The sequence below is a fragment of the Reyranella sp. genome (assembly GCF_050185545.1).
Lineage (GTDB): Bacteria > Pseudomonadota > Alphaproteobacteria > Reyranellales > Reyranellaceae > Reyranella.
In genome coordinates, this window is sequence record NZ_JBFWZI010000099.1 from 1 (window position 1) to 26981 (window position 26981).

22 protein-coding genes are annotated in these 26981 nt (G+C 67.4%); 15 read left to right on the top strand and 7 right to left on the bottom strand.

Features of this window, described 5'->3' with window-relative positions:
• Positions 1-510 (top strand): phosphomethylpyrimidine synthase ThiC (locus AB7O82_RS23045; protein ID WP_428555501.1); only part of this gene is annotated, 510 nt, incomplete at its 5' end.
• 462 nt (positions 511-972) lie between these two features.
• Positions 973-1716 (top strand): sulfite exporter TauE/SafE family protein, encoded by a 744-nt coding sequence (locus AB7O82_RS23050; protein ID WP_428555499.1) that lies wholly within the window; start codon positions 973-975, stop codon positions 1714-1716.
• 79 nt (positions 1717-1795) lie between these two features.
• Here AB7O82_RS23050 and AB7O82_RS23055 read toward each other — a convergent pair whose 3' ends face one another.
• Together AB7O82_RS23055 and AB7O82_RS23060 are read right to left on the bottom strand one after the other, a co-directional pair.
• Positions 1796-1945 (bottom strand): hypothetical protein, encoded by a 150-nt coding sequence (locus tag AB7O82_RS23055; protein ID WP_428555496.1) that lies wholly within the window; start codon positions 1943-1945, stop codon positions 1796-1798.
• Between the two features lie 195 nt (positions 1946-2140).
• Positions 2141-3532: an OprD family outer membrane porin gene (locus AB7O82_RS23060; protein ID WP_428555494.1), complete on the bottom strand. Its 1392-nt coding sequence runs from the start codon at positions 3530-3532 to the stop codon at positions 2141-2143.
• A 466-nt stretch (positions 3533-3998) separates the two neighbouring features.
• On the opposite strand from AB7O82_RS23060, the gene AB7O82_RS23065 reads away from it, so the two are divergent.
• The 4 genes from AB7O82_RS23065 to AB7O82_RS23080 all read left to right on the top strand — a co-directional run bounded on the left by AB7O82_RS23065 (position 3999) and on the right by AB7O82_RS23080 (position 13871).
• Entirely contained in the window at positions 3999-5321 is a 1323-nt protein-coding gene (locus AB7O82_RS23065) for an MdtA/MuxA family multidrug efflux RND transporter periplasmic adaptor subunit (protein ID WP_428620263.1), read from the top strand.
• Between the two features lie 295 nt (positions 5322-5616).
• Positions 5617-8793, top strand: a complete 3177-nt coding sequence (locus AB7O82_RS23070) for a multidrug efflux RND transporter permease subunit (RefSeq protein ID WP_428553269.1) — start codon at positions 5617-5619, stop codon at positions 8791-8793.
• 210 nt (positions 8794-9003) lie between these two features.
• A complete protein-coding gene (locus tag AB7O82_RS23075) occupies positions 9004-12306 on the top strand; it encodes an efflux RND transporter permease subunit (protein ID WP_428553266.1) in 3303 nt (1100 codons plus the stop codon).
• Positions 12303-13871: an efflux transporter outer membrane subunit gene (locus AB7O82_RS23080; RefSeq protein ID WP_428620265.1), complete on the top strand. Its 1569-nt coding sequence runs from the start codon at positions 12303-12305 to the stop codon at positions 13869-13871. The genes AB7O82_RS23075 and AB7O82_RS23080 overlap by 4 nt, the downstream gene beginning before the upstream one ends.
• Positions 13872-13951: 80 nt before the next feature.
• Here AB7O82_RS23080 and AB7O82_RS23085 read toward each other — a convergent pair whose 3' ends face one another.
• Positions 13952-15985, bottom strand: a complete 2034-nt coding sequence (locus AB7O82_RS23085; protein ID WP_428545082.1) for a toll/interleukin-1 receptor domain-containing protein — start codon at positions 15983-15985, stop codon at positions 13952-13954.
• Between the two features lie 166 nt (positions 15986-16151).
• Between AB7O82_RS23085 and AB7O82_RS23090 the strand changes: the two genes are divergently transcribed.
• The 3 genes from AB7O82_RS23090 (at position 16152) to AB7O82_RS23100 (ending at position 17781) form a co-directional block, all read left to right on the top strand.
• The gene (locus AB7O82_RS23090; protein WP_428545085.1) at positions 16152-16544 is read left to right on the top strand and encodes a GFA family protein; all 393 of its coding nucleotides are present in this window, start codon (positions 16152-16154) and stop codon (positions 16542-16544) included.
• Between the two features lie 162 nt (positions 16545-16706).
• Positions 16707-16997 (top strand): SDR family oxidoreductase, encoded by a 291-nt coding sequence (locus AB7O82_RS23095; RefSeq protein ID WP_428545088.1) that lies wholly within the window; start codon positions 16707-16709, stop codon positions 16995-16997.
• A 109-nt stretch (positions 16998-17106) separates the two neighbouring features.
• Positions 17107-17781: an adenylate/guanylate cyclase domain-containing protein gene (locus AB7O82_RS23100; protein ID WP_428545091.1), complete on the top strand. Its 675-nt coding sequence runs from the start codon at positions 17107-17109 to the stop codon at positions 17779-17781.
• A 174-nt stretch (positions 17782-17955) separates the two neighbouring features.
• Here AB7O82_RS23100 and AB7O82_RS23105 read toward each other — a convergent pair whose 3' ends face one another.
• Positions 17956-18531 (bottom strand): peroxidase-related enzyme, encoded by a 576-nt coding sequence (locus tag AB7O82_RS23105; RefSeq protein WP_428545093.1) that lies wholly within the window; start codon positions 18529-18531, stop codon positions 17956-17958.
• Between the two features lie 223 nt (positions 18532-18754).
• On the opposite strand from AB7O82_RS23105, the gene AB7O82_RS23110 reads away from it, so the two are divergent.
• The 3 genes from AB7O82_RS23110 to AB7O82_RS23120 all read left to right on the top strand — a co-directional run bounded on the left by AB7O82_RS23110 (position 18755) and on the right by AB7O82_RS23120 (position 22024).
• Positions 18755-19081, top strand: a complete 327-nt coding sequence (locus AB7O82_RS23110) for a hypothetical protein (protein ID WP_428545156.1) — start codon at positions 18755-18757, stop codon at positions 19079-19081.
• A 202-nt stretch (positions 19082-19283) separates the two neighbouring features.
• Complete coding sequence (locus AB7O82_RS23115) at positions 19284-20384, top strand: P1 family peptidase (RefSeq protein WP_428545096.1); 1101 nt, start codon at positions 19284-19286, stop codon at positions 20382-20384.
• Positions 20385-20629: 245 nt separating this feature from the next.
• On the top strand, positions 20630-22024 hold the full coding sequence (locus AB7O82_RS23120) for a CoA transferase (RefSeq protein WP_428545099.1): 1395 nt from the start codon (positions 20630-20632) through the stop codon (positions 22022-22024).
• 111 nt (positions 22025-22135) lie between these two features.
• Here AB7O82_RS23120 and AB7O82_RS23125 read toward each other — a convergent pair whose 3' ends face one another.
• Positions 22136-22375, bottom strand: a complete 240-nt coding sequence (locus AB7O82_RS23125; protein ID WP_428545102.1) for a ribbon-helix-helix domain-containing protein — start codon at positions 22373-22375, stop codon at positions 22136-22138.
• A gap of 86 nt (positions 22376-22461) precedes the next feature.
• Between AB7O82_RS23125 and dinB the strand changes: the two genes are divergently transcribed.
• The 3 genes from dinB (at position 22462) to AB7O82_RS23140 (ending at position 26390) form a co-directional block, all read left to right on the top strand.
• Complete coding sequence (gene dinB / locus AB7O82_RS23130; protein WP_428545105.1) at positions 22462-23541, top strand: DNA polymerase IV; 1080 nt, start codon at positions 22462-22464, stop codon at positions 23539-23541.
• Positions 23542-23723: 182 nt separating this feature from the next.
• Positions 23724-24572, top strand: a complete 849-nt coding sequence (locus tag AB7O82_RS23135) for an enoyl-CoA hydratase/isomerase family protein (protein ID WP_428620267.1) — start codon at positions 23724-23726, stop codon at positions 24570-24572.
• Between the two features lie 243 nt (positions 24573-24815).
• Entirely contained in the window at positions 24816-26390 is a 1575-nt protein-coding gene (locus AB7O82_RS23140; protein WP_428545111.1) for a hypothetical protein, read from the top strand.
• A 24-nt stretch (positions 26391-26414) separates the two neighbouring features.
• Here the strand turns inward: AB7O82_RS23140 and AB7O82_RS23145 are convergent, their stop codons facing one another.
• Positions 26415-26600 (bottom strand): hypothetical protein, encoded by a 186-nt coding sequence (locus AB7O82_RS23145; protein WP_428545114.1) that lies wholly within the window; start codon positions 26598-26600, stop codon positions 26415-26417.
• Positions 26601-26607: 7 nt separating this feature from the next.
• On the bottom strand, positions 26608-26922 hold the full coding sequence (locus tag AB7O82_RS23150) for a hypothetical protein (protein ID WP_428545117.1): 315 nt from the start codon (positions 26920-26922) through the stop codon (positions 26608-26610).
• Positions 26923-26981 lie beyond the last annotated feature (59 nt).

Below are 26981 nucleotides of genomic sequence, written 5' to 3' on the forward strand. Positions count from 1 at the left end.
CCGCTCGTCACCGACATCGCGCCGGGCTACGACCACATCACCTCGGGCATCGGCGCCGCCATGATCGGCTGGTTCGGCACGGCCATGCTCTGCTACGTGACGCCCAAGGAGCATCTCGGCCTGCCCGACCGCGACGATGTCAAGGTGGGCGTCATCACCTACAAGATCGCTGCCCACGCCGCCGACCTCGCCAAGGGCCATCCGGCGGCCCGGCTGCGCGACGATGCGCTGTCACGCGCCCGCTTCGAGTTCCGCTGGCGCGACCAGTTCAACCTGTCGCTCGATCCGGCGACGGCCGAGAAGTTCCACGACGAGACGATGCCCAAGGAGGCGCACAAGACGGCGCATTTCTGCTCGATGTGCGGGCCGAAATTCTGCTCCATGCGCATCACCCAGGACATCCGCGACTACGCCAGGAAGGGCATGGACGAGATGAGCGCCAGGTTCAAAGCCGGCGGCAATACGCTTTACGTGCCGGAGGACACGCCCACGAGAGCGGTATCCGAATAGGTCTCATCGCGCCTTTCACCTCCCCCTGTGGCGCCGTAGACAGCGCCACAGGGGGAGGCCCCATAGGCGTCAGACTACAACAAAGGCACCTCACCCTGAGGAGCGGCCCGGAGGGCCGCGTCTCGAAGGGTCGGCAACAGTCAAGGGCGCTGCGACACGACTTTCCCAAACATCTCCTGTGTGGCCCATCCTTCGAGGCACGCCCTACGGGCGCTCCTCAGGATGAGGTCTTTTTCTACTGCGGCACCTATGGGGAGGTGCCCCGTCGACGGGCGGAGGGGTCATGGCTGGGAGCGCAGTTCCGATGGCGCTCATGGGATGTGTACCATCAAGAAGAGCGCCATCTTGGCGGAGGTTGCTCCGCCACCAGTGGCGCGCTCCCAGCGCAGTCGCATGGACCTGAGGAAACCATCGCGCGTTCATGGCATGATGAGGGGAGACCCGGTCTGCGGATTGCGATCGATGGACCTGCAGTACCTCATGCTGATCGTGATCGGCTTCGTCGCGCAGATGATCGACGGAGCGCTGGGAATGGCATTCGGCGTCATCGCCACCTCGAGCCTGATCGCGATCAATATTCCTCCTGCCATTGCGAGCGCGACCATTCATGCCGCGGAAGTCGTGACCACCGCGATCTCGGGCGCCTCGCACGTCTGGAACGGCAACGTCGATCGAAAGCTCCTGGTCCCGTTGGCCACGACCGGCGTGGCGGGCGGTGTCTTCGGAGCGTTCGTTCTGACCGGCCTTCCCGAAGGCATCATCAAGCCGATTGTCACGATCTATCTGGGCGCCATGTCGATTCTGATCCTTGCCCGGGTGATCGGGTGGAAACTGGATCGCTGGCGACCATCGACATCGATCATCGGAGCCGGCGGCGGCTTTCTGGACGCTGTCGGGGGCGGTGGTTGGGGGCCACTGGTGGCATCGACGCTGATGGCCTCCGGTGACAATCCGCGCCGCACGGTAGGCTCGGTGAATCTGGCCGAGTTCTTCGTGACCTTGAGTGTCTCGGTCGCCTTCCTGACGCAGCTGGATTTCGCCAGCTATGGCTACCTGGCGCTTGGGCTCATCATCGGGGGAGCGATGGCAGCCCCGCTCGCCGGCTACCTGGTGCGCATCCTGCCGACACGCCTGATGCTGACGCTGGTCGGGAGCGTCGTCGGCGGGCTTTGCCTCGTGAACCTGGCGAGCTTCTGGATGAAATGAGATAGGCTGGAGGCCCCGCCAGGCCCGATGGGCGGGAAGTCAACGTGCCGCCCGGCCCGTCGCCCAGGTCTCCGTGGCCCTACGGGCTGCCGGCCGCGGCACGCCGGCCCGACCTTTCGCCGATCACCTGCGAGGAAATCTGCGGAAGTATCTCTTCGAGCGCCTGCGGCGAGATGCCGAGTGCCGCGAATCCCGGCCCGCCCGTCGATGCAATGGTGTCGATCTGCATCAACTCGACCTGGCTCGGTGTGATTGTAGGAGGATGTCGATCGCGGATCCGACCCGATGCCCGAGAGGTGAGCGATCCTCGACACGCCGGATCGGCGTGCAAGCTCGGCAACCCTTGCGGCGGCGTCCACGTGCACGCTGCGAAACGTATCCCTGCCAGAGTGAAAGAGCCGACGGAGGCGGCCGAAGCGCCAGTCTAACGCCGTCGCGAGCCCTGCCAGCTCACCTCGTAGTTCAAGACGACGCGGTATTCCGTGGTCGACATCGCGGCGGCGTCGGCCATGTACTGATCGATGAAGGCAACGCGGGCGCGCAGCTGGAGCGGCTTCAGCCAATCCGGGACCTCGAGCCTGTCGGCGCGGAAGTTCAGCTCGAGATCGTACTCGTAGGTGTCGGGAAGAGCGGGGCCGGTCGTCGCATCGATGGCGTTCTGGCCATAGACGACATTTGCCATGAAGAACGTGCCGGGCAGGCCGACGGCCGCGAGATCGTATCGTGCACCGAGCTGAAACGACCGCTCGCCGGCGCGGTCGAAATTGAGAACCTGCTGCTTGTTGTAGCCGATGAAGATGCCGTACGGCGAGCGATACGCCGCGGCGCTGCCGACCTGCATGAAGGCGCCGGTGATGGTGAATGGCCCCCACATCGCGTCGACCTTGCCACCGCCGATGAAGGTCCCGAACGGGCTGCCCGTCAACAGGTTGCGGCCGTTGCTGCCTTGGACCATGAACTGGCCGGACAGCCGTACCGACAGATCCTCGGTAACGGGGATGGTCCCGACGGCGTCGGTGTAATGCGACCACAGAATGTCGGGCACGTAGTAAGCCGAGGAACGGAAGGCGAAGTTGCCGGGATCGCCGTATCTTACGCTCACCAGGCCCATGCCGGCGTCGACATTGGGTGCGCCGGCCTGCTCGGCCATGTTGACGAAGCTCGACGCGTCGCGCGTCTTGATCGCCGCGACGTAGCCCGCAAAGTAATTGACGGCCGCCAGCCGGCCGCGCAGGGCATAGGCCTCGAATGTCTGCGGGATCATTCGATTGTCGCGCGGGTTGACCTCCAGCTCGTCGATCCATTGGCGGTAGGCGGTGAAGGTCTGGCCCATCCAGCGGGCGGACGCATAGGCCTGGCCCAGCGTGAAGAAGCCGTAACCGTGGGGTTTCAGCAACCTGGTCCCATTCGACGTCTCGTAGGGATTGTTCGGCGCCCAGATCGGTTGCGTGGTGTAACCCACGGCACCGATCTGAAGGGTGTCGTAGAGCCAACCGCTCTCCAGTCCCACCCATCCGCCGCCTGCAAGGGCCACGCTGGTGGGCGGGCGCGGCCCGATCCTGTCGAAGAAATAGCTTCGGAAGCGCACCGTCGCCCTGGCTTCGTCGTGGAGGAAGCGCTTCAGCGCGCCGCGCAGGCCGCTGTCGGGCAGCCCGTCCGCGGGAGCTGCCTCGACCCGCTCGGGGGCGAGGCGAACCGAGTGCTGAGCAGCCGCAGGGCTTATTGCGGCCCATAGCGCTCCCCCCAACGCCGGCACGCGCCACATCGGCGCGCGCAGCGGTGTCCGGACGTGACCCACGACATTGGCCCAAATCATTCCGGGGTGAGGCTATCTCACCTCGGCGGTTGATGTCTTTCGTGAGGTTCGTCCGTGACTGCCGGGCATTGCGGGGGGCTCCGACTCGGCTTTGCGTGGCCGCTGTCGACAAATCGACCCGGGAGCTGCCCGAGCAGATCCGGTTGCCGCAAGCGCGCCGGAGGCGCCGCCGCGGGACGGCGTGCCGCCACCCCATTGCTGCGGCAGAAAGGGCCGCCGCACGCCACATTGTTGCGCCCTTCACAACCCATGTTCGATTCATGAAATCGGCCCCAACTCGGACCGCGGCACGGTACAATGTGTTGATGACCGCACCGCCTCGGTCCCTTGCGGCCATCGACAGGTCCGATGGATTGACCTCGCGACGCACCGGCATCAGCCTTGCCCGTCCTCGGCCGGAGGGGGAGATTTTGGCGAATTGGTCCGTACTGGTACCTGAACCGGGGATTTCGGGGCAGGTCGAGCGATGAAGAGGCTGCGAACCCTTCTGGGGATCGCCGTCGGGCTAGCCATCGTGGCCGGCGCCGGCTGGTATATTGCCAAGTATCAAAGCGCCCCTGCGCCGACACGCCAGGGCGGCCGCTTCGGCGCGAACCTGGCGGCGCCTGTCGGCCTCGCCACGGCGGCCAAGGGCGACATCCCGATCGTCATCCGCGGGCTCGGCACCGTCGCGCCGCTCCATACCGTCAATGTGAAGACCCAGATCACCGGCCAGCTCGTCAAGGTCGAGTTCAAGGAAGGCCAGATGGTCAAGGCGGGCGACCTTCTCGCGGTGGTCGACCCCAGGCCGTACGATGTTGCGCTGCAGCAGGCGATCGGGCAGATGCAGAAGGACGAGGCGCTGCTCAAGAACGCCCAGACCGACCTCGAGCGCTACAAGAAGCTGGTTGCCCAGGATTCGATTGCCCGCCAGCAGTACGATACCCAGGTTGCCCTGGTGCGGCAGTACGAGGCGGCCCTGGTGATCGACCAGGCGCTGGTCGACGCCGCCAAGCTCAATGTCACCTATACCAGGATCGTGGCGCCGCTGACCGGCCGCATTGGCCTGCGCAACGTCGACCAGGGCAACTATGTGACCATGGGGGATGCCACCAGCATCTGCATCATCATCCAGGTCCAGCCGATCTCGGTCATCTTCACCATACCAGAAGATTCGCTGCCCCAGGTGCGCCAGCGCGTGAAGGCGGGCGCCAGGCTCGAGGTGCGCGTGCTCGACCGGGCGCAGAAGAACGAGCTGGCCGTCGGCGCGCTCGACAGCCACGACAACCTGATCGACATCACGACCGGCATGGTCAAGCTGCGCGCCGTTTTCGACAATAAGGACGACACCCTGTTTCCCAACCAGTTCGTCAACGTGCGCATGCTGGTCGACACGGTGAAGGATGCAGTCGTGGTGCCGGTTGCCGCCATCCAGCGCGGCCCGGCGGGCATCTTCGTCTTTCGCGCCAAGGCCGACGACACGGTCGAGATCCGCGTCGTCCAGCTCGGCGCGACCGACGGCGAGAAGGTGCAGATCACCAGCGGCCTGCAGCTCGGCGACCAGGTGGTGATCGACGGCACCGACCGCCTGCGCGACGGTGCCAAGATTCGCCGGCCGCGCGCGACCTCCGGGCCGCCGGTCGCCGCTGCACCGTCCGATGGCCGGGCCGCGCCGGCCGGTCCGTCGCCCTCGTCCCAGCAGCCCGGAGGCGAGCGGCCCACGCGCCGCACCGCCAACGGCGACGGCAGCCCGGGCGGCGCCAGCTCGGGCGGCGCTCGCGCCGAGCAGCCCGCCCGCCCGAGCCAGTGATGATCGCTCCAGTGCACACTCCATTCGGCTGGAGCAGCCGAACGGGATGTGCCCCTCGTAATCAGTACTCTTCCGGACCGCGGGCGTCTCGCCCGGTCATGGCCCGGCCCGGCGCGGGCGCGGTCTGCCGCGCCCCTGCCGAACGCGCTCTCATCAAGCTCATGAGCGGGCGAGACGCCCGCGGTCCGCATGAGCATGATGCGCCAGAACACTCTCCGTTCGCCTGGAGCAGCCGAACGGAGCGTGCCCCTTGCAGTGACCAGCTTCGGCGTTCTCCAGCGATGGAGGCCGCGACATGAACCCGTCGCGGATCTTCATCGAACGGCCGGTCGGAACGTCCTTGCTGATGGTGGCGATCATGCTGGTCGGCATGATCGCCTACCGGTTCCTGCCGCTGTCGGCGCTGCCGCAGGTCGACTACCCGACCATCCGCGTCCAGACCCTGTACCCGGGCGCCAGCCCCGAGGTCATGACGTCGTCGATCACGGCGCCGCTCGAGCGCCAGTTCGGCCAGATGCCGGGCCTCAACCAGATGACGTCGACCAGCTCGGCCGGCGCTTCGTCAATCGTCCTGCAGTTCGACCTCGCCCTTCCGCTCGACGTCGCCGAGCAGCAGGTCCAGGCCGCCATCAACGCCGCCGGCAACCTGCTGCCGTCCGACCTCCCCTCGCCGCCGGTCTACGCCAAGATCAACCCCGCCGACGCGCCGGTGCTGACGCTCGGCGTCACCTCCAGGTCGGAGCCGCTCACCAAGGTCTACGACCTGGTCGACACGCGGGTGGCGCAGAAGATCGCCCAGCTGCCCGGCGTCGGCCTGGTCAGTCTCGAAGGCGGCCAGAAGCCCGGCGTGCGCATCCGCGCCAACCCGACGGCGCTCGCCGCCTACGGCCTCAACATCGACGATCTGCGCACCACCATCACCAACGCCAACGTCAACACGCCCAAGGGCAATTTCGACGGGCCGACGCGCGCCTACACGATCAACGCCAACGACCAGGTCACCGATCCGCAGCTCTTCCGCGACATCGTCGTGGCCTATCGCAACGGCGCGCCGGTTCGCATCTCCGACGTGGCGACCGTGCTCGAGGGCCAGGAGAACGACCGCCTGGCGGCGTGGATGAACTCGACGCAGGCGGTGATCATCAACGTCCGCCGCCAGCCCGGCGCCAACGTCATCGCCGTCGTCGACAGCATCAAGGCCCAGCTGCCGCGGCTGCGCGAGACGCTGCCGGCCTCGGTCGACCTGCAGGTCCTGACCGACCGCACCATCACCATCCGCGCCTCGGTGCGCGACGTTCAGATCGAGCTCGCCTTCGCGGTCGTCCTGGTGGTCGCAGTGATCTTCCTGTTCCTGGGCGACGCCCGCGCGACCCTGATTCCGAGCCTTTCGGTGCCGCTGTCGCTGGTCGGCACGCTCGCCGTCATGTATCTCGCGGGCTACAGCCTGAACAACCTGTCGATCATGGCGCTCACCATCGCCACCGGCTTCGTGGTCGACGACGCCATCGTCATGATCGAGAACATCGCCCGCTACATCGAGCGCGGCGATTCGCCCAAAAAGGCGGCGCTGGAGGGCTCGCAGCAGATCGCCTTCACGGTGGTGTCGCTCACCGTGTCGCTGATCGCCGTGCTGATTCCACTCTTGTTCATGAGCGACGTCGTCGGCCGCCTGTTCAGCGAGTTCGCGGTCACGCTCTCCGTCACCATCCTGATCTCGGCGGTGGTGTCGCTCACCCTGGTGCCGATGATGTGCGCCCTGCTGCTGCGCCAGCGCTCGCGTGGGGTTGCGGGCGGGCATGGCGCGGCGGTCAGGCGGCACGCCGAGGCGGAGGCGCTGGGCGCCGGCTGGTTTGCGCGGCTGATCGACGTCTACGACCGCTGCCTGGTCGTGGTGTTCCGCCATCAGCCCTTCACCCTGCTGATCGCGATCGCCACTGTCGTGCTGACGGTCGTGATGTACGTGATGATTCCCAAGGGCTTCTTTCCGGTCCAGGACACCGGCCTGATCCAGGCGGTCACCGAGGCGCCGCAGAGCATCTCGTTCGCCGCCATGGCCGAGCGCCAGCGCGCGCTGGCCGAGACCATCCTGAACGATCCGGAAGTCGAGAGCCTGACCTCGTTCATCGGCGTCGACGGCACCAACCCGACGCTCAATTCCGGCCGCATGCTGATCAACCTCAAGCCGCGCGAGGGGCGGACCAGCACGGCGAGCCAGATCATGCGCCGCCTGCAGCGCGAGACCGCCGGCATCCACGGCATCTCGCTGTACATGCAGCCGGCCCAGGATCTCACGGTCGATTCGACGGTGAGCCGCACCCAGTACCAGTTCGTGCTGCAGAGCGTGAAGCCGGACGATTTCGATACCTGGGTGCCGCGCCTGCTCGATCGCCTGCACGACGTGCCCGAGATCGTCGATGTCAGCAGCGACCTGCAGGCCAAGGGCCTGTCGCTGTTCATCAGGATCGACCGCGACGCCGCCGCCCGTTTCGGCATCACCGCCGCCTCGGTCGACAACGTGCTCTACGACGCCTTCGGCCAGCGCATCGTGTCGACCGTCTACACCCAGTCGAACCAGTATCGCGTGATCTACGAGGTCGACCCGGCATTCGGCCGTTCGGTGGCCTCGCTGTCCGACCTCTACCTGCCCGGCGCGGGCGGCAAGCAGGTGCCGCTGTCGGCGATCGCCACGATCGAGGAGCGGGCGGCGCCGCTCAGGCTCGACCGGCGCGGCCAGTTCCCGGCCACCGCCATCTCGTTCAACCTGGCGCCCGGCGCGTCTCTCGGCCAGGCGGTCGATGCCATCGTCGCGGCCGAGCGCGAGATCGGCATGCCGGCATCGCTCACGACCCATTTCCAGGGGGCGGCGCTCGCCTTCCAGAAGTCGCTCGACAGCCAGCTGCTGCTGATCCTGGCCGCCATCGTCACGGTCTACATCGTGCTGGGCGTGCTCTACGAGAGCTACATCCATCCGATCACCATCCTGTCGACCCTGCCATCGGCCGGCATCGGCGCGCTGCTGGCGCTGATGCTGTCGGGCGATGATCTCAGCGTGGTGGCCATCATCGGCATCGTGCTGCTGATCGGCATCGTCAAGAAGAATGCGATCATGATGATCGACTTCGCCCTCGACGCCGAGCGCAACGACGGCAAGACTCCGCAACAGGCAATCCACCAGGCCTGCCTGCTGCGCTTCCGGCCGATCCTGATGACCACCGTGGCCGCCCTGGTCGGCGCCCTGCCGCTGATGCTGGGCAGCGGCACCGGCTCGGAGCTGCGCCATCCGCTCGGCCTCACCATCGTCGGCGGCCTGATCGTCAGCCAGGTCCTGACCCTGTTCACCACGCCGGTGATCTATCTCGCCTTCGACCGGCTGGGCCGCCGCCTGCGCGGCCTGCCGCTCGACACGCCGCGCCATCCGCTGCCGGGGGAGGGGCGCACGGACATCGCGGGGGCTGCCGACCATGGGCGCTGACTTCGCTGGAAAAGGGCGTCATTCGCTGGGAGCGCGCCACTGGTGGCGGAGTAAACTCCGCCCAGATGGCGCTCTTCTTGTTGATGACAGATCCCATGAGCGCCATCGGAGTGGCGCTCTCCCGGCAACGAGCCAAGGTCGGTGGGAAAAGTCAGCGCCTGCGGGCCACCGATCGGCCTGCAATGAAACCAACGCCCTGACGCCGGCACCGTGAACCTCTCGGCCCCCTTCATCGCGCGACCGGTCGCCACGACCCTGCTGACGATCGGGCTGGCGCTGGCAGGCCTGGTGGCGTTCTTCAAGCTGCCGGTATCGCCGCTGCCCAAGATCGACTTTCCGACCATCCAGGTGACGGCCAGCCTGCCCGGCGCCTCGCCGGAGACGGTGGCCACCAGCCTGACGACGCCGCTCGAGCGGGCGCTGGGCGCCATCGCCGGGATCACCGAGATCACTTCGATGAGCACCGTCGGCATCTCGCGCATCACCCTGCAGTTCGACCTGTCGCGCAGCATCGACGGCGCGGCGCGCGACGTGCAGGCGGCGATCAACGCCGCGCGCATGGAGATGCCGGGCGACCTGCCGAGCAACCCGCAATACCGCAAGGTCAACCCGGCCGCGGCGCCAGTGGTGGTGCTGGCGCTGACCTCGGACACGATCGGGCAGGGCCGGCTGTTCGATGCAGCCTCCAACATCCTGCAGCAGCGCCTGAGCCAGGTGAACGGCGTCGGCCAGGTCGTGCTGGGCGGCGCCTCGCTGCCGGCGGTGCGGGCCGAGATCAACCCAACCAGCCTGTCGAAGTATCGCATCGGGCTGGAGAGCGTGCGTGCGGCGCTGGCGGCGGCCAACGCCAACGCGCCCAAGGGCGCGCTCGAGGTCGGCGACCGGCGCTACCAGATCTACTCGAACGACCAGGCGCGCACGGCCGAGGAGTACCGGCCGCTGATCATCGCCTGGCGCAACGGCGCGCCGGTGCGGCTGAGCGAGGTCGCCGAGGTCATCGACGCCACCGAGAACATCCGCAACGAGGGCCAGGCCAACGGCAAGCGCTCGGTGCTGGTGCTGGTCTACCTGCAGCCCAACGCCAACGTCATCGAGACCGTCGACCAGGTGCGCGCCCTGCTGCCCGAGCTGCAGGCCGGGCTGCCCAGCGACGTCGACCTGCACGTCGTCAGCGACCGCACCGTCACCATCCGCGCCTCGCTGAAGGAGGTCGAGACGGCGCTGATCGCCAGCATCATCCTGGTCGTGCTGGTGACCTTCGCCTTTTTGCGCTCGGCCCGCGCCGGCTTCGTCGCCGCGGTGGCCGTGCCGGTGTCGCTGATGGGCACGCTCGGCGGCATGTACCTGCTGGGTTACAGCCTCAACAACCTGTCGCTGATGGCGATGGCGATCGCCGCCGGCTTCGTGGTCGACGACGCCATCATCGTGCTGGAAAACGTCTCGCGCCACATCGAGAACGGCATGGCGCGCGTCGAGGCGGCGCTGCTCGGCGCGCGCGAGGTCGGCTTCACCGTGGTCTCGATGAGCCTGTCGCTGGTCGCGGTGTTCATCCCCATCCTGTTCATGCCCGGTATCGTCGGTCGGCTGTTCAAGGAGTTCGCCGTCACCCTCACCATCGCCATCCTGATCTCGATGGTGGTGTCGCTCACCACGACGCCCATGATGTGCGCCTATGTTCTGCGGCCGCATCGGGGGGCGGGGCATCCGGGCCACCAGGGTCAGGCGAGGCGGCCGGGCTTCTTCTTCCGCCTGAGCGAGCGCGGCTTCGCCTTCCTGCAATGGCTCTACGGCCGCAGCCTCGGCCTGGTGCTGCGCCATCCGCTGATCACCATGATGGTGTTCCTGGCGACGGTGATTCTGAACATCGATCTCTACGTCACCATCCCCAAGGGCTTTTTCCCGCAGCAGGATACCGGCCGCCTGGTCGCCGGCATCCGCGCCGACCAGAGCATCTCGTTCCAGGCGATGCGGCGGAAGTTCCGCCAGTTCATGGCGATCGTGCGCGCCGATCCCGACGTCGCCAGCGTCGCCGGCTTTACCGGCGGCTGGTCGACCAATTCCGGCTTCATGTTCGCCACCCTGAAGCCGCTCGGCGAGCGCAAGGTCTCGGCCGACCAGGTGATCGCCCGCCTGCGCCCCAAGCTCGCCCAGGTGCCGGGAGCCAACCTGTTCCTGGCGGCGGTGCAGGACATCCGGATCGGCGGCCGCCAGAGCAATGCCCAGTACCAGTTCACCCTGCAGGCCGATTCGCTGGCCGACCTCTATGCCTGGGGGCCGAAGCTGGTGGAGGCGCTGCGCGCCGACCAGTCGGTGATCGTCGATGTCGATTCCGACCAGCAGCAGCGCGGCCTGCAGGTCAACCTGGCGATCGACCGGGACGCGGCGGCGCGGCTCGGCGTGTCGACGCGCAGCATCTCGGCGACGCTCTACGACGCCTTCGGCCAACGCCAGGTCTCGACCATCTACAACGCCCTGAACCAGTACCGCGTCGTCATGGAGGTCGCGCCCGAGTACTGGCAGAATCCCGAGGCGCTGAAGGACATCTATGTCAGCACCTCGGGCGGCGCGATCAGCGGCGCCCAGGCGACCGGCGCGATCGTCTCGACCACGCCGTTGAAGGCCGGCGCCGTCGATCCCGCCCAGGCGGTGCGTGACCGGCGCACCAACCAGATCGCCGTGAGCGGCCGCGGCTCGGCATCGACCGGCGCCGCCGTCAGCACGACACCCGAGACCATGATCCCCTTGTCGCAACTGACGCGCTGGGAGTTCGGCACGGCGCCGCTCGCCGTCAACCACCAGGGACTGTTCGTCGCCAGCACGATCTCGTTCAACCTGGTGCCCGGCAAGACGCTGAGCGATGCCGTCACCTACGTGAACGACACGATGCGCGAGATCGGGCTGCCGTCGACCGTCCACGGCTCGTTCCAGGGCACCGCGCGCGCCTTCCAGCAGAGCCTCGGCAGCCAGCTGCTGCTGGTGCTGGCGGCGCTGGCCGCGGTGTATATCGTGCTCGGCGTGCTGTACGAGAGCTACATCCATCCGATCACGATCCTGTCGACCCTGCCGTCGGCCGGCGTCGGCGCGCTGCTGGCGCTGAAATACGCGAACGTCGAGTTCAGCCTGATCGCCATGATCGGCGTCCTGCTGCTGATCGGCATCGTCAAGAAGAACGCCATCATGATGATCGACGTGGCGCTCGAGCGCGAGCGCAACCAGGGGCTCGATCCGCGCGAGGCGATTCACCAGGCGGCGGTGCTGCGCTTCCGGCCGATCCTGATGACCACCATGGCGGCCATCCTGGGCGCCCTGCCGCTGGCGCTGGGCTTCGGCGACGGCGCCGAGCTGCGCCAGCCGCTCGGCATCTCGATCATCGGCGGGCTAGCGGTCAGCCAAGTTCTGACGCTCTACACGACTCCGGTGATCTACCTCTATCTCGACCGCTTCCGCCGGCGTGATCGCGACCGGCCGAGCCGCGTGGCTCGCGCCCTGGGCAGCGCCGGGGCGCCGGCATGAGGAGGCTCGCGCCGGTTCTCTGTCTCGGGCTGCTGTCGGGCTGCATGGTCGGCCCGGACTACCAGCGGCCGCCGCCCGCCAGCCCGCCGACGGCGCACTTCAAGGAAGGCGTCGCCGAGGTGGCACCGGGCACCAACATCCCCTTCCGCCCCGCCCTGCCGCGCGACGACATCGACCGCGGCGCCTGGTGGACGATGTACGGCGACCGCGAGCTCGATCGCCTGACGGCACAGATCGACATCTCCAACCAGACCCTGAAGCAGTCGGAGGCGGCCTATCGCCAGGCCCGCGCGCTGGTGCGGCAGGACATCTCTGGCCTCTATCCCACGATCACCGGCACCGGGAGCGCCCAGCAGACCGGCAGCGGCAACCAGCGCACGGGCGGCGGAACGACCGTGCTGGTCAACACCAGCACCGGCCAGTTCACCTCGAGCGTCGGCCAGTTCTCGACCGGCGCCTCGCTCAGCTGGGAGATCGACCTGTGGGGCCGCATCCGCCGCCAGATCGAGAGCGATTCGGCGGCCGCCCAGGCGAGCTATTCCGACCTCGCCTCGGCCCGCCTGTCGTCCCAGGCCGACCTGGTGATCAACTACTACTCGCTGCGCATCTCCGACGAGCGCATCAAGCTCTACCAGGCGACGGTGGCGGCCTATGCCCGCGCCGTGCAGATCGTGCAGAACCAGGTCGATGCGGGCATCGTGAGCCGCGTCGACCTCGTGCAGGCGCAGACCCAGCTCGAGCAGACGCGCTCGCAGCTGGTCGCCGAGGGCATCACGCGCGCCCAGTTTGAGCACGCCATCGCCGTGCTGATGGGCCGCGCGCCGGCCGAGCTCACCTTGCCGCCGGCGCCGCTGCCCGACAAGGTGCCGACGGTCGACGCCGACGTGCCGTCGGCGCTGCTCGAGCGGCGGCCGGACATCGCCGGCGCCGAGCGCCGCATGGCGTCGGCCAATGCCCAGATCGGCGTCGCCCAGGCGGCCTTCTATCCGACGATCTCGCTCAACGCCGCCGTCAGCTTCCTCAATGCCGGCCTCGCCAACCTGCTGCAGATCGGCAGCGCGGTGTGGTCGGTCGGCCCGCAGCTCGCCGGCACGCTGCTCGACGGCGGCGCGCTCAAGGCCCAGGTCGAGGGGGCGCGCGCCGCCTACGACGGCCAGGTCGCGGCCTATCGCCAGACCATCCTGGTTGCCTTTCAGCAGGTCGAGGACGCGCTGGTCCAGCAGCGCATCCTGGTGCAGCAGGAGCAGGTCCAGCGCGCCGCCGTCGCCGCCGCACGCGAGGCCGAGCGGCTGTCGCTCAACCAGTACCGCATCGGCACCGTGCCTTACACGACAGTGGTGCAGACCCAGACCGCGGCGCTCGCCGCGGAGCAGACGCTGCTCAGCGTCCGCCTCAACCGGCTCGTCGCCAGCGCCAACCTGGTGAAGGCGCTGGGCGGCGGCTGGCGCGATTCGGACCTGCCGGCGCCGACTCCTATCGGCGGCATCGACCAGGCGCCGCAGCCGGCGCTGCCGCCGCCGGGTCCGGCGAAGCCGCCGAAACAGTGGTGGCAGGTCTTTCGCTAGGGATCGGACTAGCTTGCCAGGTCGAATCTGGTGGAGATCAAGTCAGGATCAAATCCTTCGAGGCCGGGATCTTCGGGCGTTTAGACGGGCCAGAAAGACGATGGACGACCTGCCAGCCACGCGTGGCGCTCCACTCGATTGCGCGTCAGCGCAGCCACAAGGGCGGGACCATACGGTTCGACGCCGTCCCCCGAGCAATGCAGCTGCCCTGCCAGTCGTCCCTCTGCGTGCATCTCGCCGACCTTCGACCGCCACTCCGGACAGATCTCATTGTCTGGGCAGACGATGATTATCGGTTTCTCATTCTTCAGCGCGGCGCCAAGCTCGAGCTGAACATATCGGTTCGCCGCCGATGCTTTCGACGCGATGAGCACAAAGCGCTCGGATGACGCGATTGCCTCTCGCAGCGTCTCGGTGAGAGCACCCCCCATGGCGATCGAGTTCTGATCCCACCAGACGTCGGCAACATCCCAGCCCTCGATCGCGGTCACCAGCTCCCGTGCGAGATCCCGATCGGCGCGTGCATAGCTCACGAAGCTGGAGAACAGCGGAAACTGCAGGCGCACCTTGCGCTGACAGTCCAGGGCTACCTCGCTCAGTGCCCTGACCAGCGCGACGAAACCCCGCGCCCGCTCGAGAGCGCCCTCATGGTGTCCGACACCGTGCGGCCAGGGCAGGTCCAGGAACTCTCCGAACGTCGTGGGCACGTCGGCCAATCGGGAGCCTATCCCGAGGGAGAAGAGCGCCTGCTGGAAGAACTCGAAATCCATGCCCTTCCACGCCGTGCGTTGGCCGTAGGCGGGCGAGCTCAAAAGTATGCGCAGCATTGCATGATAGGCGACGAGGAACCACGGCAGACGGAAGTATCCCTCCGGGAAGGTGCGGCGGCTCACCAGCAGACCGTTGCAGGTTTCGAGATAGGTCTTCTCCCGAGTCCATTCACCGCCGGGAACCCGGTCTTGCTGCGCCACGATGGCGTCGGCACCGATGCGGGCCAAACGGAAGGCTTCCGCAACGTCGTTGTATTGGGCGACGGCTGGGTAGGGCTTCGCGCTCCCCGCCGGTGACGCCCCGCGGGAGGACACCGCCGCGAACATCGAGAACGGGTCGGTTCCGATCACCCAGGGGATGGCGTCGTCCCGCCACCACCATTTCGTTGTCGGTTCGAGCGCCCGGAGGATCGAGATCGACCCCTTCATGTTGTCGTGCTGGAACTCGACGACGACCGTGGCCTTCAGCCATTCGAAGTCGCTCCGAAACGCCTCGGGCACCGAGGCCTCGAGATCGTCGAGCCGTGTCCGCGCACAGAGCGTCAAGGCGATCGGGCGCAACCCGAGGCGCCGGCCCTCGGCGACTTTTGCCCAGAATCCGGGCGCGGCGACCGAGGTCTCAGACAACAGGGCCAGGATGCGGTCTGCCTCCCGGCAGCGCGCGACCTCGACGAAGGCATCGACGCGATGCATGACGAGGTAACGCGTGATTTCCCCGGCGATCGGGCCGTCTTGCTCCTCCGCCACGACCCAGAGTGCGGCCTCCGCAAATCCCGGCGTGACGCAGCTGCGGTGGCGCAACGCGGTGAGATGCAGGTAGCGCACCGACTGGACAAAGATGCCGGCAGCATAGGTGATATCCCGCGTGGAAGGAGGCTGGCCCTTGCTCGCCGACTGCCGCGGCACGAAGCGTTCGATCTCGGCATCACATTCTTGCGGCGTGCATGCGACCCCGAGCTCGGCCAGGGCAGCGAGCACCTTGCCGCGGATCCCGCCGACAGCGTCATCCTCGAGGCGCACGCGGCCGCACCGCTGCGCGATCAGGACCCAGGCATGGTACTCGAGCACGAACCAGGCGACGCGAAGGGGTGGGCCGAGAAAGCCCACCCGCTCGATCGACATGTCCCTCTCGACAAAGGTCAGGATATCCGCGGCGATCGCGGCAGGCGGAACCCTCGGGTTCTTCCCGATCTCCTCCTGGAAAAGCCTGTTGAATGCCGCAATGCTGAGGTCGCCGGCATCCGGGTCGCCGGTGAAGACGACGCTGGCGCACAGGCCTGCCACATGGGCCTCGAGCTCATCGTAGCCAGCCGGGAAAACTTCGTGGCCTTTCGGCAACGGCATGGTCCCCACCTCACGACCAGCAACAACCAGTCTCGGCAGCCATGGTAGCGTCGTCGTTCATTCGCTGGCAACGTTACCCGCATCGACCGCGCAAGCGCGTCGGAGTCGCTGTCCCGCGGTCGGGCGTTGAACATTTTCCGACCGCTTGACCTGGAGGAGACGCAGCATGGACCGTTTCACGGGCGGGTGCCTGTGCGGCAACGTCCGATTCGTGGCATCGGGGCGCCCATACCGGGTCGGCCTGTGTCACTGTCTCGATTGCCGCAAGCATCATGGGGCGCTTTTTCACGCTTCTGCGATATTCCCGCAGGACGCGGTGACGATCGAGGGCGAAACCCGCGACTACGCCGGACGATCGTTCTGTCCCCGCTGCGGGGCACCTGTTTTCGGGCGCAGCGGAGACGAAATCGGCGTGAACCTGGGATCCCTGGATGCCCCTGATCAGCTGACGCCAACTTACGAGCTCTGGACCGTGCGTCGCGAATCCTGGTTGCCGCCGTTTCCGCTCGCGAGACGATACGAGCGCAATCGCGACGCCACGAGTCGCTTCGAGGAGTAGGCGGCACCAATGGTGATCAGGGAGCTGCCGCGGCCGCCCGAGCTCGCCAGGGTCACCTAGGCCGCGCCTTCGCCCGGCTGATCCTTGCGTGATCCAGAAGCCAGTCATGGAACGCCTGGACCGCATGCCGGCGCAACGCCCGATCCGTTGCCAGGGCATAGTATGCCCATCGAACGGGCCAGTGCCGCCCGGCATGAGGTGGCGGAGGCTGCCGCTCTCGAGGTGCTGGTCGACCAGCGCCTTGCGAACCAGGGCGAGGCCACGCGCCGCCAGGGCGGCCTCGATCACGGCCGAGGTGGAGTTGATGTGGAGGCCGTCGCCGCGCAGCTTCCGGTTGGCCGCACGGGCCAGCCCGATGACATCACCTCGGCGGCGCTCTTTCTCGCGAGCGACTGCTCGAGCTACATGCTTGGCGCGGAGATCGTGGTCGACGGCGGACGTGCGGAGCTCTGACAGGGATGGCCGATCGTCTGACCCGGAGCGGCGATGCATTGGGAACCCTCGACCAGCAGGTGCTGACAAAGGTGGAGCAGAATGGTCTCCTTGCCGGTGAGGAGGTGCGATGGAAGCGGACATGAGCCCGACAACGGGATTCGGTCACCGAGCGGCTAGCGTTGCGTTCGTGGACCTTGCGGGGTTCAGTGCCATTGCGGACGTTCACGGAGACGCCGCTGCGATTGCGGTGCTGGAGCTCTTCGAGGATATGGTCCGCGAGGCCCTGAGCGAGTATGAGCCGCCGATCAAGTGGATCGGCGATGAGGCGATGCTCGCGTTTCGCGAACCGCAAACTGCCGTTCAGGCACTTGGGGCGCTGTTGCAGGCCTGCCGAAGGGAACCGCGCCTGCCCCTGACGCGCGCCGGACTGAACCACGGCCCGGTCATCCGCAGGGCAACCGACCTCTTTGGCTCGACCGTCAACATAGCGGCCCGCCTCACCTCCCTTGCATCGCCCGGTCAGCTGCTTGCCACCGAGCCCGTCGCCATGGCCGCTGCCGCCAAGGGCATTCGCACGCGAGACCTCGGCAAGATGGCGCTGCGCTCTGTGAGGGGCGAAGTGTCCCTCTACGAGATCGAGCTCGCTCCATCGCCCGACCCAGCCTGGATCGATCCCGTGTGCAAGATGCATGCTCCCTATGCAGCCTACCGACGGGCGGACTCGGATGGGCCATGGTTTTGCTCCCTGCGGTGCGAGGAGGCCTACCGGAGGTCGCCGCAGACCTATCCGCTTCCCCGATGAGGTGCCGGCCGCACCGGCGAGCGACGGCCGGCATCGCTCCAACGGAATGGTATCGTTGAACCTTCGAGAAGGCTGGTGGTTCGTCGATTGCAGGACTCCTTTGGAGCCGGAACGATCCTGCTCCGAGATGCCTCGTGACCGGCCCCGACCCGACTTCCGCCGCAGACGGCCTTTTCAGCCGCGGCCCATGGCGTAGAACTCGGCGTTCGGACGCATGTTCGTCACGTTGGCGAGCCGGTTCGACAGGCTGAAGAAGGCCACGATCGCAGCGATGTCCCAGATGTCCTCCTCGGTGAAGCCGTGCGACCTCAGCGTGGCGAAGTCGGCTTCGGACACCCGCTGGGCCTCGGTCGAAACCCGAACGGCAAAGTCCAGCATCGCCTTCTGGCGATCGGTGATGTCGGCCTTGCGGTAGTTGACCGCGACCTGGTCGGCGATGAGCGGGTCCTTGGCCCGGATCCGGAGGATCGCGCCATGCGCGACGACGCAGTACTGGCACTGGTTGAGGCTGCTGGTCGCGACCACGATCATCTCGCGCTCGGCCTTGGTCAGATTGCCGGGCCTGTCCATCAGCGCGTCATGATAGGCGAAGAAGGCGCGGAACTCTTCCGGCCGATGGGCGAGGACGAGAAAGACATTCGGAATGAAGCCCGACTTCTCTTGGACGGCCAGGATACGGTCGCGGATGTCGTCGGGCATCTCGGCGAGAGCCGGGACGGGAAAGCGGCTGATTGCAGGCGGTTTGGTCATGGCGTTGAACCTCGGGTTGCGATCGATCTTCACGGGACCGCGGGCGTCCCGCCCGCTCATCAATCATGGGACTAAACCGCTCGCGCGGTAGTTTGGGGCGGCGGGTTTGGGGGCTGTAAGGTAACAGGCCGGGTCTGTCCTGTGTTGATCGAGTTGCGAAGCTCGATCGCACAACAGCAGCAGACCCATGACGGACGATACCATCAGCCCGTTGCGCCGGCGCATGATCGAGGACATGACGGTCGGCGGCTTCACCGCCTGCCCACAGCGAGGATATATTGCGGCAGTCAGACGATTCACGGTCTTTCTGCGCCGCTCGCCGGATCAGGCGACGAAGGAGGATCTGCTGCGCTTTCAGCTGCAGATGAGAGAGGAGGGTGTATCGTGCGCCGGCCGGTCGGTGGCGCCTTTCCCGACGGTCCCATCTACGAGCTCCTGGCCGCCGCACGCGGCTGACGCTCCTCGCTTTCCCTCCACTGTAGTGTCGCTGGCAAGAAGGTCGGCGCCCTCCGCTACTGCCCTCTCAGTGAGGCGCTTACCGTTACCGTGAGCGTCCCACCGTCGCCAACTTCTGTCGCGCCGAGGTCAGTCGCGGGGCAGGTTCTCGACGGGATCGATGAAGGCCGCCTGCAGGGCGTCGACAAAGTCCAAGGCCACGGCCAACCCGGCGTCGCGACTGCAGTACTGCCCAGGTGCTATTGAGTGTCACCAGTCAGACGTTCTCATCCGTCACATCAACCAAGAGCGAAGCAATGCCCCGTGCCCGCCTGCGCGACCTCGGCCTCGAGGTCGGGACCCTGCCGCCCGGACCCTTCAACGCCATCACCGATGTGGCGGGCGTCAAGGTGGGCTACGCGACCGTCATCCAGGACAGGCCCCGGATCGCCCGGACGGGGATCACCGCCATCTGGCCGCGCGGACCGGAAATCTGGACCGACTATGTCTTCGCGGGGACGTTCTCGTTCAACGGCAACGGCGAGATGACCGGCCTTCCGTGGCTCGCCGAGCAGGGCCTGCTCGGCGCGCCGATCGGCATCACCAACACCTACCAGGTCGGCATCGTCCGTGACGCCATCACGGCCCTTGCGGTTCGCGATGGTGCTTCGCAGGCCTTTCATCTGCCGGTCGTCGCCGAGACCTACGATGGCTGGCTGAGCGACATCCAGGGATTCGCGCTGACCCAGGAGCACGCGTTCGCCGCCTTCGACAGCGCCGTGGGCGGCTGCGTCCTTGCCGAGGGCAATGTCGGCGGCGGCACCGGCATGATCTGTCACGAGTTCAAGGGCGGAACCGGTACGGCATCGCGCATCGTCGTCGAGAATGGCGAGCGCTATACGGTCGGTGCGCTGGTGCAGGCGAACTATGGGGCACGCGATCTGTTGCGCGTGGATGGCGTGCCGGTCGGGCGCGAAATCGGACCAGACGTGGTGCCGGCCCATCGCTCGGGCAAGAGCGCCGTCCCACCCCAGGCGACGGAAGGTTCCATCATCGTCGTTCTGGCCACCGATGCGCCGCTCATTGCGCTGCAATGCCAGCGGCTCGCCCGCCGGGCCACCACGGGGCTCGCCTGGGTTGGCGGCATCGGTGCGAATGGTAGCGGCGATATCTTCATCGCGTTCTCGACCGGCAATCATGTCGGCCAGAACGAGAGGATCAGCACCGTGAGGATGCTCGCCCCGGATGCGATGACGAGCCTCTTCCGGGCCGCGGCCGAGGCGACTGAAGAGGCGATCCTGAACGCCCTGTGCATGGCCGAGACCATGTCGGGCCGGGACGGTCGCACCATCCATGCCCTGCCGCTCGATCTCCTGCAGGAGGCGATGCGGAGATATCGACCCGGGCACCGCGCATGATCCTCGCGTCGGCTTCGTCGCTTGGTCGTCTCGGCGCGCATCCCAGCCGCAGGCCGCTGCCCTCGTCGACGCCGACTTGACGCGTACCTGAGAGTGTCCTCCAGACACTGACAACCGCTTGCACTTGAAGCGCCGCGGAAGAAACTCGAGTACAGTGCGTTGGATTGGGCCGCAGCTTCTGCAGGACCTGCGAGCTGCAGGGAGAGTAGGGGGACATCATCGACACCGCTGCCGCCGCCTTGCGCATGATCCTGCCCGTCGCCGGCTGGTCGCTCGACCGTGCCGCCGACGCGACTTTCACCGGCGGCACCGATCCAATCCTGCCGACGCCGTTCCGCATCGGCGCAGCCGGCGCGGCAACCGTTGCCGCCGCCGCCCTGGCGGCGGCGGCGCTGTGGGACATGCGCACGGGGCGGCGCCAGACGGTGAGCGTCGACCTGCGCCAGGCCACGGCGTCGCTGCGCAGCGGGACCTACATGAAGCTCGGCGACGGCGAACTGCCGCATCGGCGCAACGCCATCATGGGCTGCTATCCGGCCAAGGATGGGCGCTGGAGCTACCTGCATTGCAATTTCCCCAACCATCGCGCGGCGGCGCTCGGCGTCCTGGGCGTGGCCGAGGACCGCGAGGCCGTGGCGCGCGCCGTGGCCCGCTGGAACGCCGAGGAGCTCGAGGAAGCGATCATCGCCGCCAAGGGCGCCGGCGGCATGGTGCGCTCGCGCGCCGAATGGTCCGGCCATCCGCAGGCGATCGCCCTCGCATCCTTGCCGTTGCTGGAGATCGTGCGCATCGGCGAGAGCCCGATCGAGCCGCTGCCCGACGGCGACCGGCCGCTGTCCGGCATTCGCGTCGTCGACATCACGCGCGTTCTCGCCGGCCCCACCGGCGCGCGGACCCTGGCCGAGCACGGCGCGGAGGTGATGAAGATCACGGCGGCGCACCTGCCCAACCTCGGCTACCAGGAGTGGGACACCGGCCACGGCAAGCTGTCCGCCCAGCTCGATCTCCGCCAGCCCGCCAGCCTGGACACTCTGCGCGGGCTGATCGCCAAGGCCGACGTGTTTTCGCAGGGCTATCGTCCGGGCAGCCTGGCCGGGAGAGGTCTCTCGCCCGAGGCGCTGGCCGCATTGCGACCGGGGCTGGTCTATGTCTCCCTGAGTGCCTTTGGCCATGTCGGGCCGTGGGCGGAACGACGCGGCTTCGACACGGTCGTGCAGACCGTGAGCGGCATCACCACGCGCCAGGCCGAGCTGGTGCCGGGCAAGACGGCCGGGCCGCAATTCTATCCGGTCTCCGCCATCGACTACTGCACCGGCTACCTGATGGCGTTCGGCGCCATGGTGGCGCTGCAGCGCCGCGCGCGCGAGGGCGGCAGCTGGCTGGTCCGCATCTCGCTCGCCCAGGTCGGCAAGTGGCTGGTCGATCTCGGCGAGGTGCCGCCCGGGTCGCTGGCGGGCGTTCCAGACGAGTTCGATGCGGCAGAGCTCGCACGCTGGTCGATGACCAGCCAGACGCCGAACGGTCCGCTGCGTCATCTGCGGCCGGTCGCCAAGATGTCGGAAACGCCGCCACACTGGGCACGTCCCTCGGTCCCGGTCGGCCATCACCCGCCGGTCTGGCCGCCGCGCGGCACGGCCTGACGGCCACAGCGCAAGAGAGGCGATCCGGTGGAAGGCCCGGCAACCTCCAGTTCACGTCGCTCCCTGTCCCTGGTGACTGTGTCCGCAATGAGTCAGGAGCGGGCTTCGGTCTCACCTTGTCTTGATTTGGCTTACGCGCTTCCTGAGACCGCGAAAGTAGGCCTCGTCGGCAATAGTCGACACTGGTGAGGCTGCGCCATCGAGCAATTGCTTGCGCAGCGATTGGCGATCCTCATCGGCGCGAATCAGATCGCGGATATACTCGGTGCGCGTACCGTAGCCGCGCCTGGCGACCTTCTCGTCGACGTAAGACTTGAGCGACTCCGGGAGCGAGATGTTCAGGGTGCTCACGGCACGAGGAAGCTTTCATCGCGAAATTTGCCAATGCGCGCTTGCCGGCCTGTGACGGCCGGGCCGCCGCGGCGTAGGCTGCTGGCATGGCCGCCCCGGAGGTCCGCAAGATCATCCATATCGACATGGATGCGTTCTACGCATCGGTCGAGCAGCGCGACGATCCCGCGCTGCGCGGCAAGCCGGTGGCGGTGGGTGGCCGGCAGCGCGGCGTCGTCATGGCGGCGAGCTACGAGGCGCGCACGTTCGGGGTGCGTTCGGCCATGCCGTCGGCGACGGCGCATCGGCTCTGTGCCGAGCTGGTGTTCGTCAAGCCGCGCTTCGACGTCTACAAGGAGGTGTCGCGCCAGATCCGCGAGATCTTCCTCGACTACACGCCGCTGGTCGAGCCGCTGTCGCTCGACGAGGCCTATCTCGACGTCACGACCAACCTCAAGGGCATGCCGCTGGCCAGCGACATCGCCCGCGAGATCCGCGCCCGCATCCTCGAGCAGACCGGACTCACCGCCTCGGCCGGAATCTCCTACAACAAGTTCCTGGCCAAGCTCGCCTCGGATTACCGCAAGCCCAACGGCCAGACCGTGATCCCGCCGGAGAAAGGGCCGGCCTTCGTCGAGGGCCTGCCGGTCGGGAAGTTCCACGGCGTCGGGCCGAAGACGGCGGAAAAGATGAACCGGTTCGGCATCATGACCGGTGCCGACCTCAAGGCGCAGTCGCTGGAATTCCTCGAGCAGACTTTCGGCAAGGCCGGCACCTACTATCACGCCATTGCGCGCGGCCGCGACGACCGCAAGGTCGTGCCCAACCGGCCGCGCAAGTCGGTCGGCTCGGAGACCACCTTCATGGAGGATTTGTGGCGGCCCGAGGAGATCGAGCAGGGGATCGCCGCGGTGCTAGGCGACGTGTGGTCGTATTGCGAGCGCACCGGCATGGCCGGCCGCACCGTCACCGTGAAGATCAAGTATGCCGACTTCCAGATCGTGACCCGCAGCCGGACCTTGCCCGAGCCGGTGGCGAGCCGCGCCGTGCTGGAGCAGACCAGCCTGGAGCTGGTGCGCACCATCTTTCCGCTCGCCAAGCGCGTGCGCCTGCTCGGCGTGTCGCTGCACAATTTCGATCGCCGCGAGGAGGCGCCAACGCCACCGCAGATGACGCTCGATCTGTAGTCATGGTCTTCTGGACCGCCGGCGCCTGACCTGAGCTTGTCGAAGGGTCCCGACCGCTCGTGCTCTTGCGAAGCTCATGCGCTGGGAGCGCGCCACTCGGATTGCGCTCTTGTTTATGATGACACATCCCATGAGCGCCATCGGAGTGGCGCGCTCCCAGCAAACAAGGAGGAAAAAACACCATGGCACCCAGGCTGGTCGACTATCTCACCTACGAGCCGGAGGACGGCGGTATCCTGTGGATCAGGTTCAATCGCCCGGACCGCCTGAACGCGCTCATTGGCACCGCCGAGGAAAACGGCACGGTGGCCAAGGTCGGCGAGTACATGCGGGCGGGCGACGACGATCCTGCAATCCGCGTCATCGTCCTGACAGGTGTGGGCCGCGCCTTCTGCGCCGGCGCCGACCTCAGGTCGCGGGCGCCGGAAGAGGTGACGGGCCCGAACTTTCCCGGCAACCGCGGCGAGCACGAGGGACCGGATGCGGCGCGCCAGCACTTCTTTCACGGCCTGACCAAGCTCCACCGCGACATCTCGCTGATCCGCAAGCCCACCATTGCCATGATCAACGGGCCGGCGGTCGGCGCGGGCATGGACATGGCGCTGCACTGCGACATCCGCATGGGCTGCGAGAAGACCCGCTTCATCGCCTATCATCATGCCGGCCAGATCATCGAGAACGGCGGCTCGTACTACCTGCCCAGGATGATCGGCCTGGGGCGCGCGCTGGAGTTCGCCTACACCGGCGAGCTCGACGCCGAGCGCGCCCATGCCTGGGGCCTGCTCAATCACCTGGTGCCGTCGGAGAAGCTCGAGGAAGCCACCCGCGCCCTGTGCCAGCGCATCATCGGCGTGCCGCCGCTGGTGCAATGGGTCGGCAAGCGCATCATGCGCTCGGCCCTCGACAATTCGCTGGAGACCACCATGGTCCTGACATCCAACGCCGGAGGCATCCTGCAGGGATCGGAAGATGCCAGGGAGGCGAGGCGCGCCTTCGCCGAGAAGCGACGCCCAGTTTTCAAGGGCCGCTGAATGCGTCGTTGCCCTGCTCTTCGCGCGATGCAGCGACGGCCTCGGACGGCAGCCAGAGCCTCTTCACGGGGCTCCATTCCCGGAACCGGAGGCGAGCCAGTGCCGCTCTCATCAGGGAGCTCCATCCCCGAAACCGGGGGCGAGCCCGTGCGCTCTCCCACGGAGTTCCAACCCGAAATTGGGAAAAGCCAGTGCCGCTCGATACCGACGTGATCGTCGGCGCGCGGCGGTGACGGTCGCGGCTTGACTGCGCCTTCCCCTGTGCGGCGATCGCCGGCCCGCCTGCAAAGCAGCCTCGCGATCGGCGCCGCGCTGCTGCCGGCGATCTTCTTCCTGGCGGTGGTTGTCTCGCCGCCTCTCAACCAGGACGTCGCGGCAGTCCTGAGCTTCGCCGAGCGCATGGTCGCCGGCGAGCCGCTCTACGTCCATCTCATCGACGTCAACCCGCCGCTCATCTTCCTGCTCAATCTCCCGGCGGCATGGCTGGCGGCCTGGACGCCGCTATCTGCGGTGCAGGCATTGCTGCTCCTGCTGCTGCTGTTCTCGGCTGGCGTCGTTCTGCTCTGCCTGGGGCTGAGCCTGCGTCGCGCGGGACCTGCGGAAGGCGTCATGCTGCTGGCGCTGCTGCCGCTCGCACTGCTGCTGGCCGGCTATGATTTCGGGCAACGCGAGCAGCTCATGGCCGCGGCCGCCATGCCCTATCTCTTCCTGGCCGAGCGGCGGATCGAGGGGTTGCGCACCAACCGGGCCCTGAGCGCGCTCGTCGTGGTCGCCGCCGCCGCGGGCTTCGCCCTCAAGCCGCATTTCCTGGCGGTTCCGGCGCTGGCCGAAGCCGTCGTGGCGTGGGCCGCCCTGCGGCAGGGTCGCCTGGCGCGTGCCTTGCGCGATCCGGTGCCATGGGGCATGGCGCTGCTGTGGCTGGTCTATCTGGCGCTGATCGGTCTCTGCTTTCCGGCCTATTTCGATACCATCATCCCGCTCGTCAGGGACGAATATCTCGGCTTCGCCGGCGCTTCACTCGGCGAGGCGCTGCTGGGAGTGCATCTCTCGAGTGCGACGATAGCGACCATCGCGCTGCTCCTGCTCGCGATCTCGGGCAGGGTCGAGATCGTAGGCTGGCTGCCACGGCTGCTGGCGGCGGCGACCCTTGGAAGCCTGATCGCGGCGCTGGTCCAGCTCAAGGGCTGGAGCTACCAGGTCGTCCCGGTCTGGATGTTCGGCGGCCTGTTCTGCGGTATCGCGGCCGCGCGCGCGGCGGACCGGCTGGCGCCCCGTGCTGCGCCTGCTCTTGCGCCAATGCTGGCTGCAGGCACCTGCCTGGTGCTGGCGCTCCTGGTGATACGGGGCGGTGAATCGCCCTGGCGCGAGCTCACGTACCGCAGCGCTCCTGTCGGCCGCCTGGCGGCGTGGCTGCAAGAACGGGCGCCGGCGGCCCGCGTCATGGCGCTGTCTCCGGATATCTACCCGGCCTATCCGGCGATGAACTACGCTCGCAACCGCCCCGTCCTCCGCTTCATGAGCACCTGGCTGCTGCAGGCCGTTTATGCCCGCTGCCCGGAGGACGGCAGCCGGTATCGCGCCATGCAGCAGATGAACGAGGCGGAGCGCTTCGTGTTCGAGGCGGTGGCTCAGGACATCGACGAGCGGCAACCGGAGCTCGTGCTGGTCGCCCGTGACGCGCATATCGCCTGGTGCGGCGGCCAACCCTTCGAGATGATCTCCTATTTCTCGCGTCATCCACGCTTCGCCGAGGCATGGCGACAGTATCGGCAGGTCGGCGAGATCGACGGCTACCTGCTGTTCATGCGGCAGGAGTGACGCCGGAATCCATATATGGATGCTTCAATGGTGCGGAACCCGGCGGCCGCCCTGGTTGGTGGTGTTCTGCGCGATGTTGCCCGGCTCGCCCTGCTCGCGCGGGTCGGGGTCGCGCGGTTCGCGCTTCTTCTCGTCGAGCACGACCTTCCGATCGGAGCCCGGACCCTTGGGGCTGCGGTTTGCGGGCGGGACTGCCAGCTTCCTGCTCATGCACTCCTCACGCACTCAGAGCCAGCGGGGTTCGCGCCGGCGTTCCCGTCGTGCCGATGGTGCGTTCGTGCTGGCCGACCAGGCTGGCGCTCAGGCGGACGCTGTCGGGCGGATCGCTGTCGCCGACCAGCCAGCCGCGCCCGATGGCGGTCCGGACGGCGACATTCACGACGGCGCCGTCGAGCGCCAGCTGCTGCGCGATGTCGTGGACCATCACCCAATGGAGCGTATAGCCGCCGGCGACGCGGACGATGTGATCCTTGATGGCGGCGATGACCTGTTCACTGGCCTTGGAATTGGCGTTGGAGTCGCGGTGGAGCACCTTCCGACCTCCTGCGAAGGGGATGGAAGATTAACTCTCGTGGGGGCGCCCGGTTGCGT

Coding starts and splice junctions, on each gene's coding strand:
- AB7O82_RS23050 (WP_428555499.1), top strand. CDS start 973: ATGGACCTGCAGTACCTCATGCTGATCGTGATCGGCTTCGTCGCGCAG.
- AB7O82_RS23055 (WP_428555496.1), bottom strand. CDS start 1,945: ATGCAGATCGACACCATTGCATCGACGGGCGGGCCGGGATTCGCGGCA.
- AB7O82_RS23060 (WP_428555494.1), bottom strand. CDS start 3,532: ATGATTTGGGCCAATGTCGTGGGTCACGTCCGGACACCGCTGCGCGCG.
- AB7O82_RS23065 (WP_428620263.1), top strand. CDS start 3,999: ATGAAGAGGCTGCGAACCCTTCTGGGGATCGCCGTCGGGCTAGCCATC.
- AB7O82_RS23070 (WP_428553269.1), top strand. CDS start 5,617: ATGAACCCGTCGCGGATCTTCATCGAACGGCCGGTCGGAACGTCCTTG.
- AB7O82_RS23080 (WP_428620265.1), top strand. CDS start 12,303: ATGAGGAGGCTCGCGCCGGTTCTCTGTCTCGGGCTGCTGTCGGGCTGC.
- AB7O82_RS23085 (WP_428545082.1), bottom strand. CDS start 15,985: ATGCCGTTGCCGAAAGGCCACGAAGTTTTCCCGGCTGGCTACGATGAG.
- AB7O82_RS23090 (WP_428545085.1), top strand. CDS start 16,152: ATGGACCGTTTCACGGGCGGGTGCCTGTGCGGCAACGTCCGATTCGTG.
- AB7O82_RS23095 (WP_428545088.1), top strand. CDS start 16,707: ATGCCCATCGAACGGGCCAGTGCCGCCCGGCATGAGGTGGCGGAGGCT.
- AB7O82_RS23100 (WP_428545091.1), top strand. CDS start 17,107: ATGGAAGCGGACATGAGCCCGACAACGGGATTCGGTCACCGAGCGGCT.
- AB7O82_RS23105 (WP_428545093.1), bottom strand. CDS start 18,531: ATGACCAAACCGCCTGCAATCAGCCGCTTTCCCGTCCCGGCTCTCGCC.
- AB7O82_RS23110 (WP_428545156.1), top strand. CDS start 18,755: ATGATCGAGGACATGACGGTCGGCGGCTTCACCGCCTGCCCACAGCGA.
- AB7O82_RS23115 (WP_428545096.1), top strand. CDS start 19,284: ATGCCCCGTGCCCGCCTGCGCGACCTCGGCCTCGAGGTCGGGACCCTG.
- AB7O82_RS23120 (WP_428545099.1), top strand. CDS start 20,630: ATGATCCTGCCCGTCGCCGGCTGGTCGCTCGACCGTGCCGCCGACGCG.
- dinB (WP_428545105.1), top strand. CDS start 22,462: ATGGCCGCCCCGGAGGTCCGCAAGATCATCCATATCGACATGGATGCG.
- AB7O82_RS23135 (WP_428620267.1), top strand. CDS start 23,724: ATGGCACCCAGGCTGGTCGACTATCTCACCTACGAGCCGGAGGACGGC.
- AB7O82_RS23145 (WP_428545114.1), bottom strand. CDS start 26,600: ATGAGCAGGAAGCTGGCAGTCCCGCCCGCAAACCGCAGCCCCAAGGGT.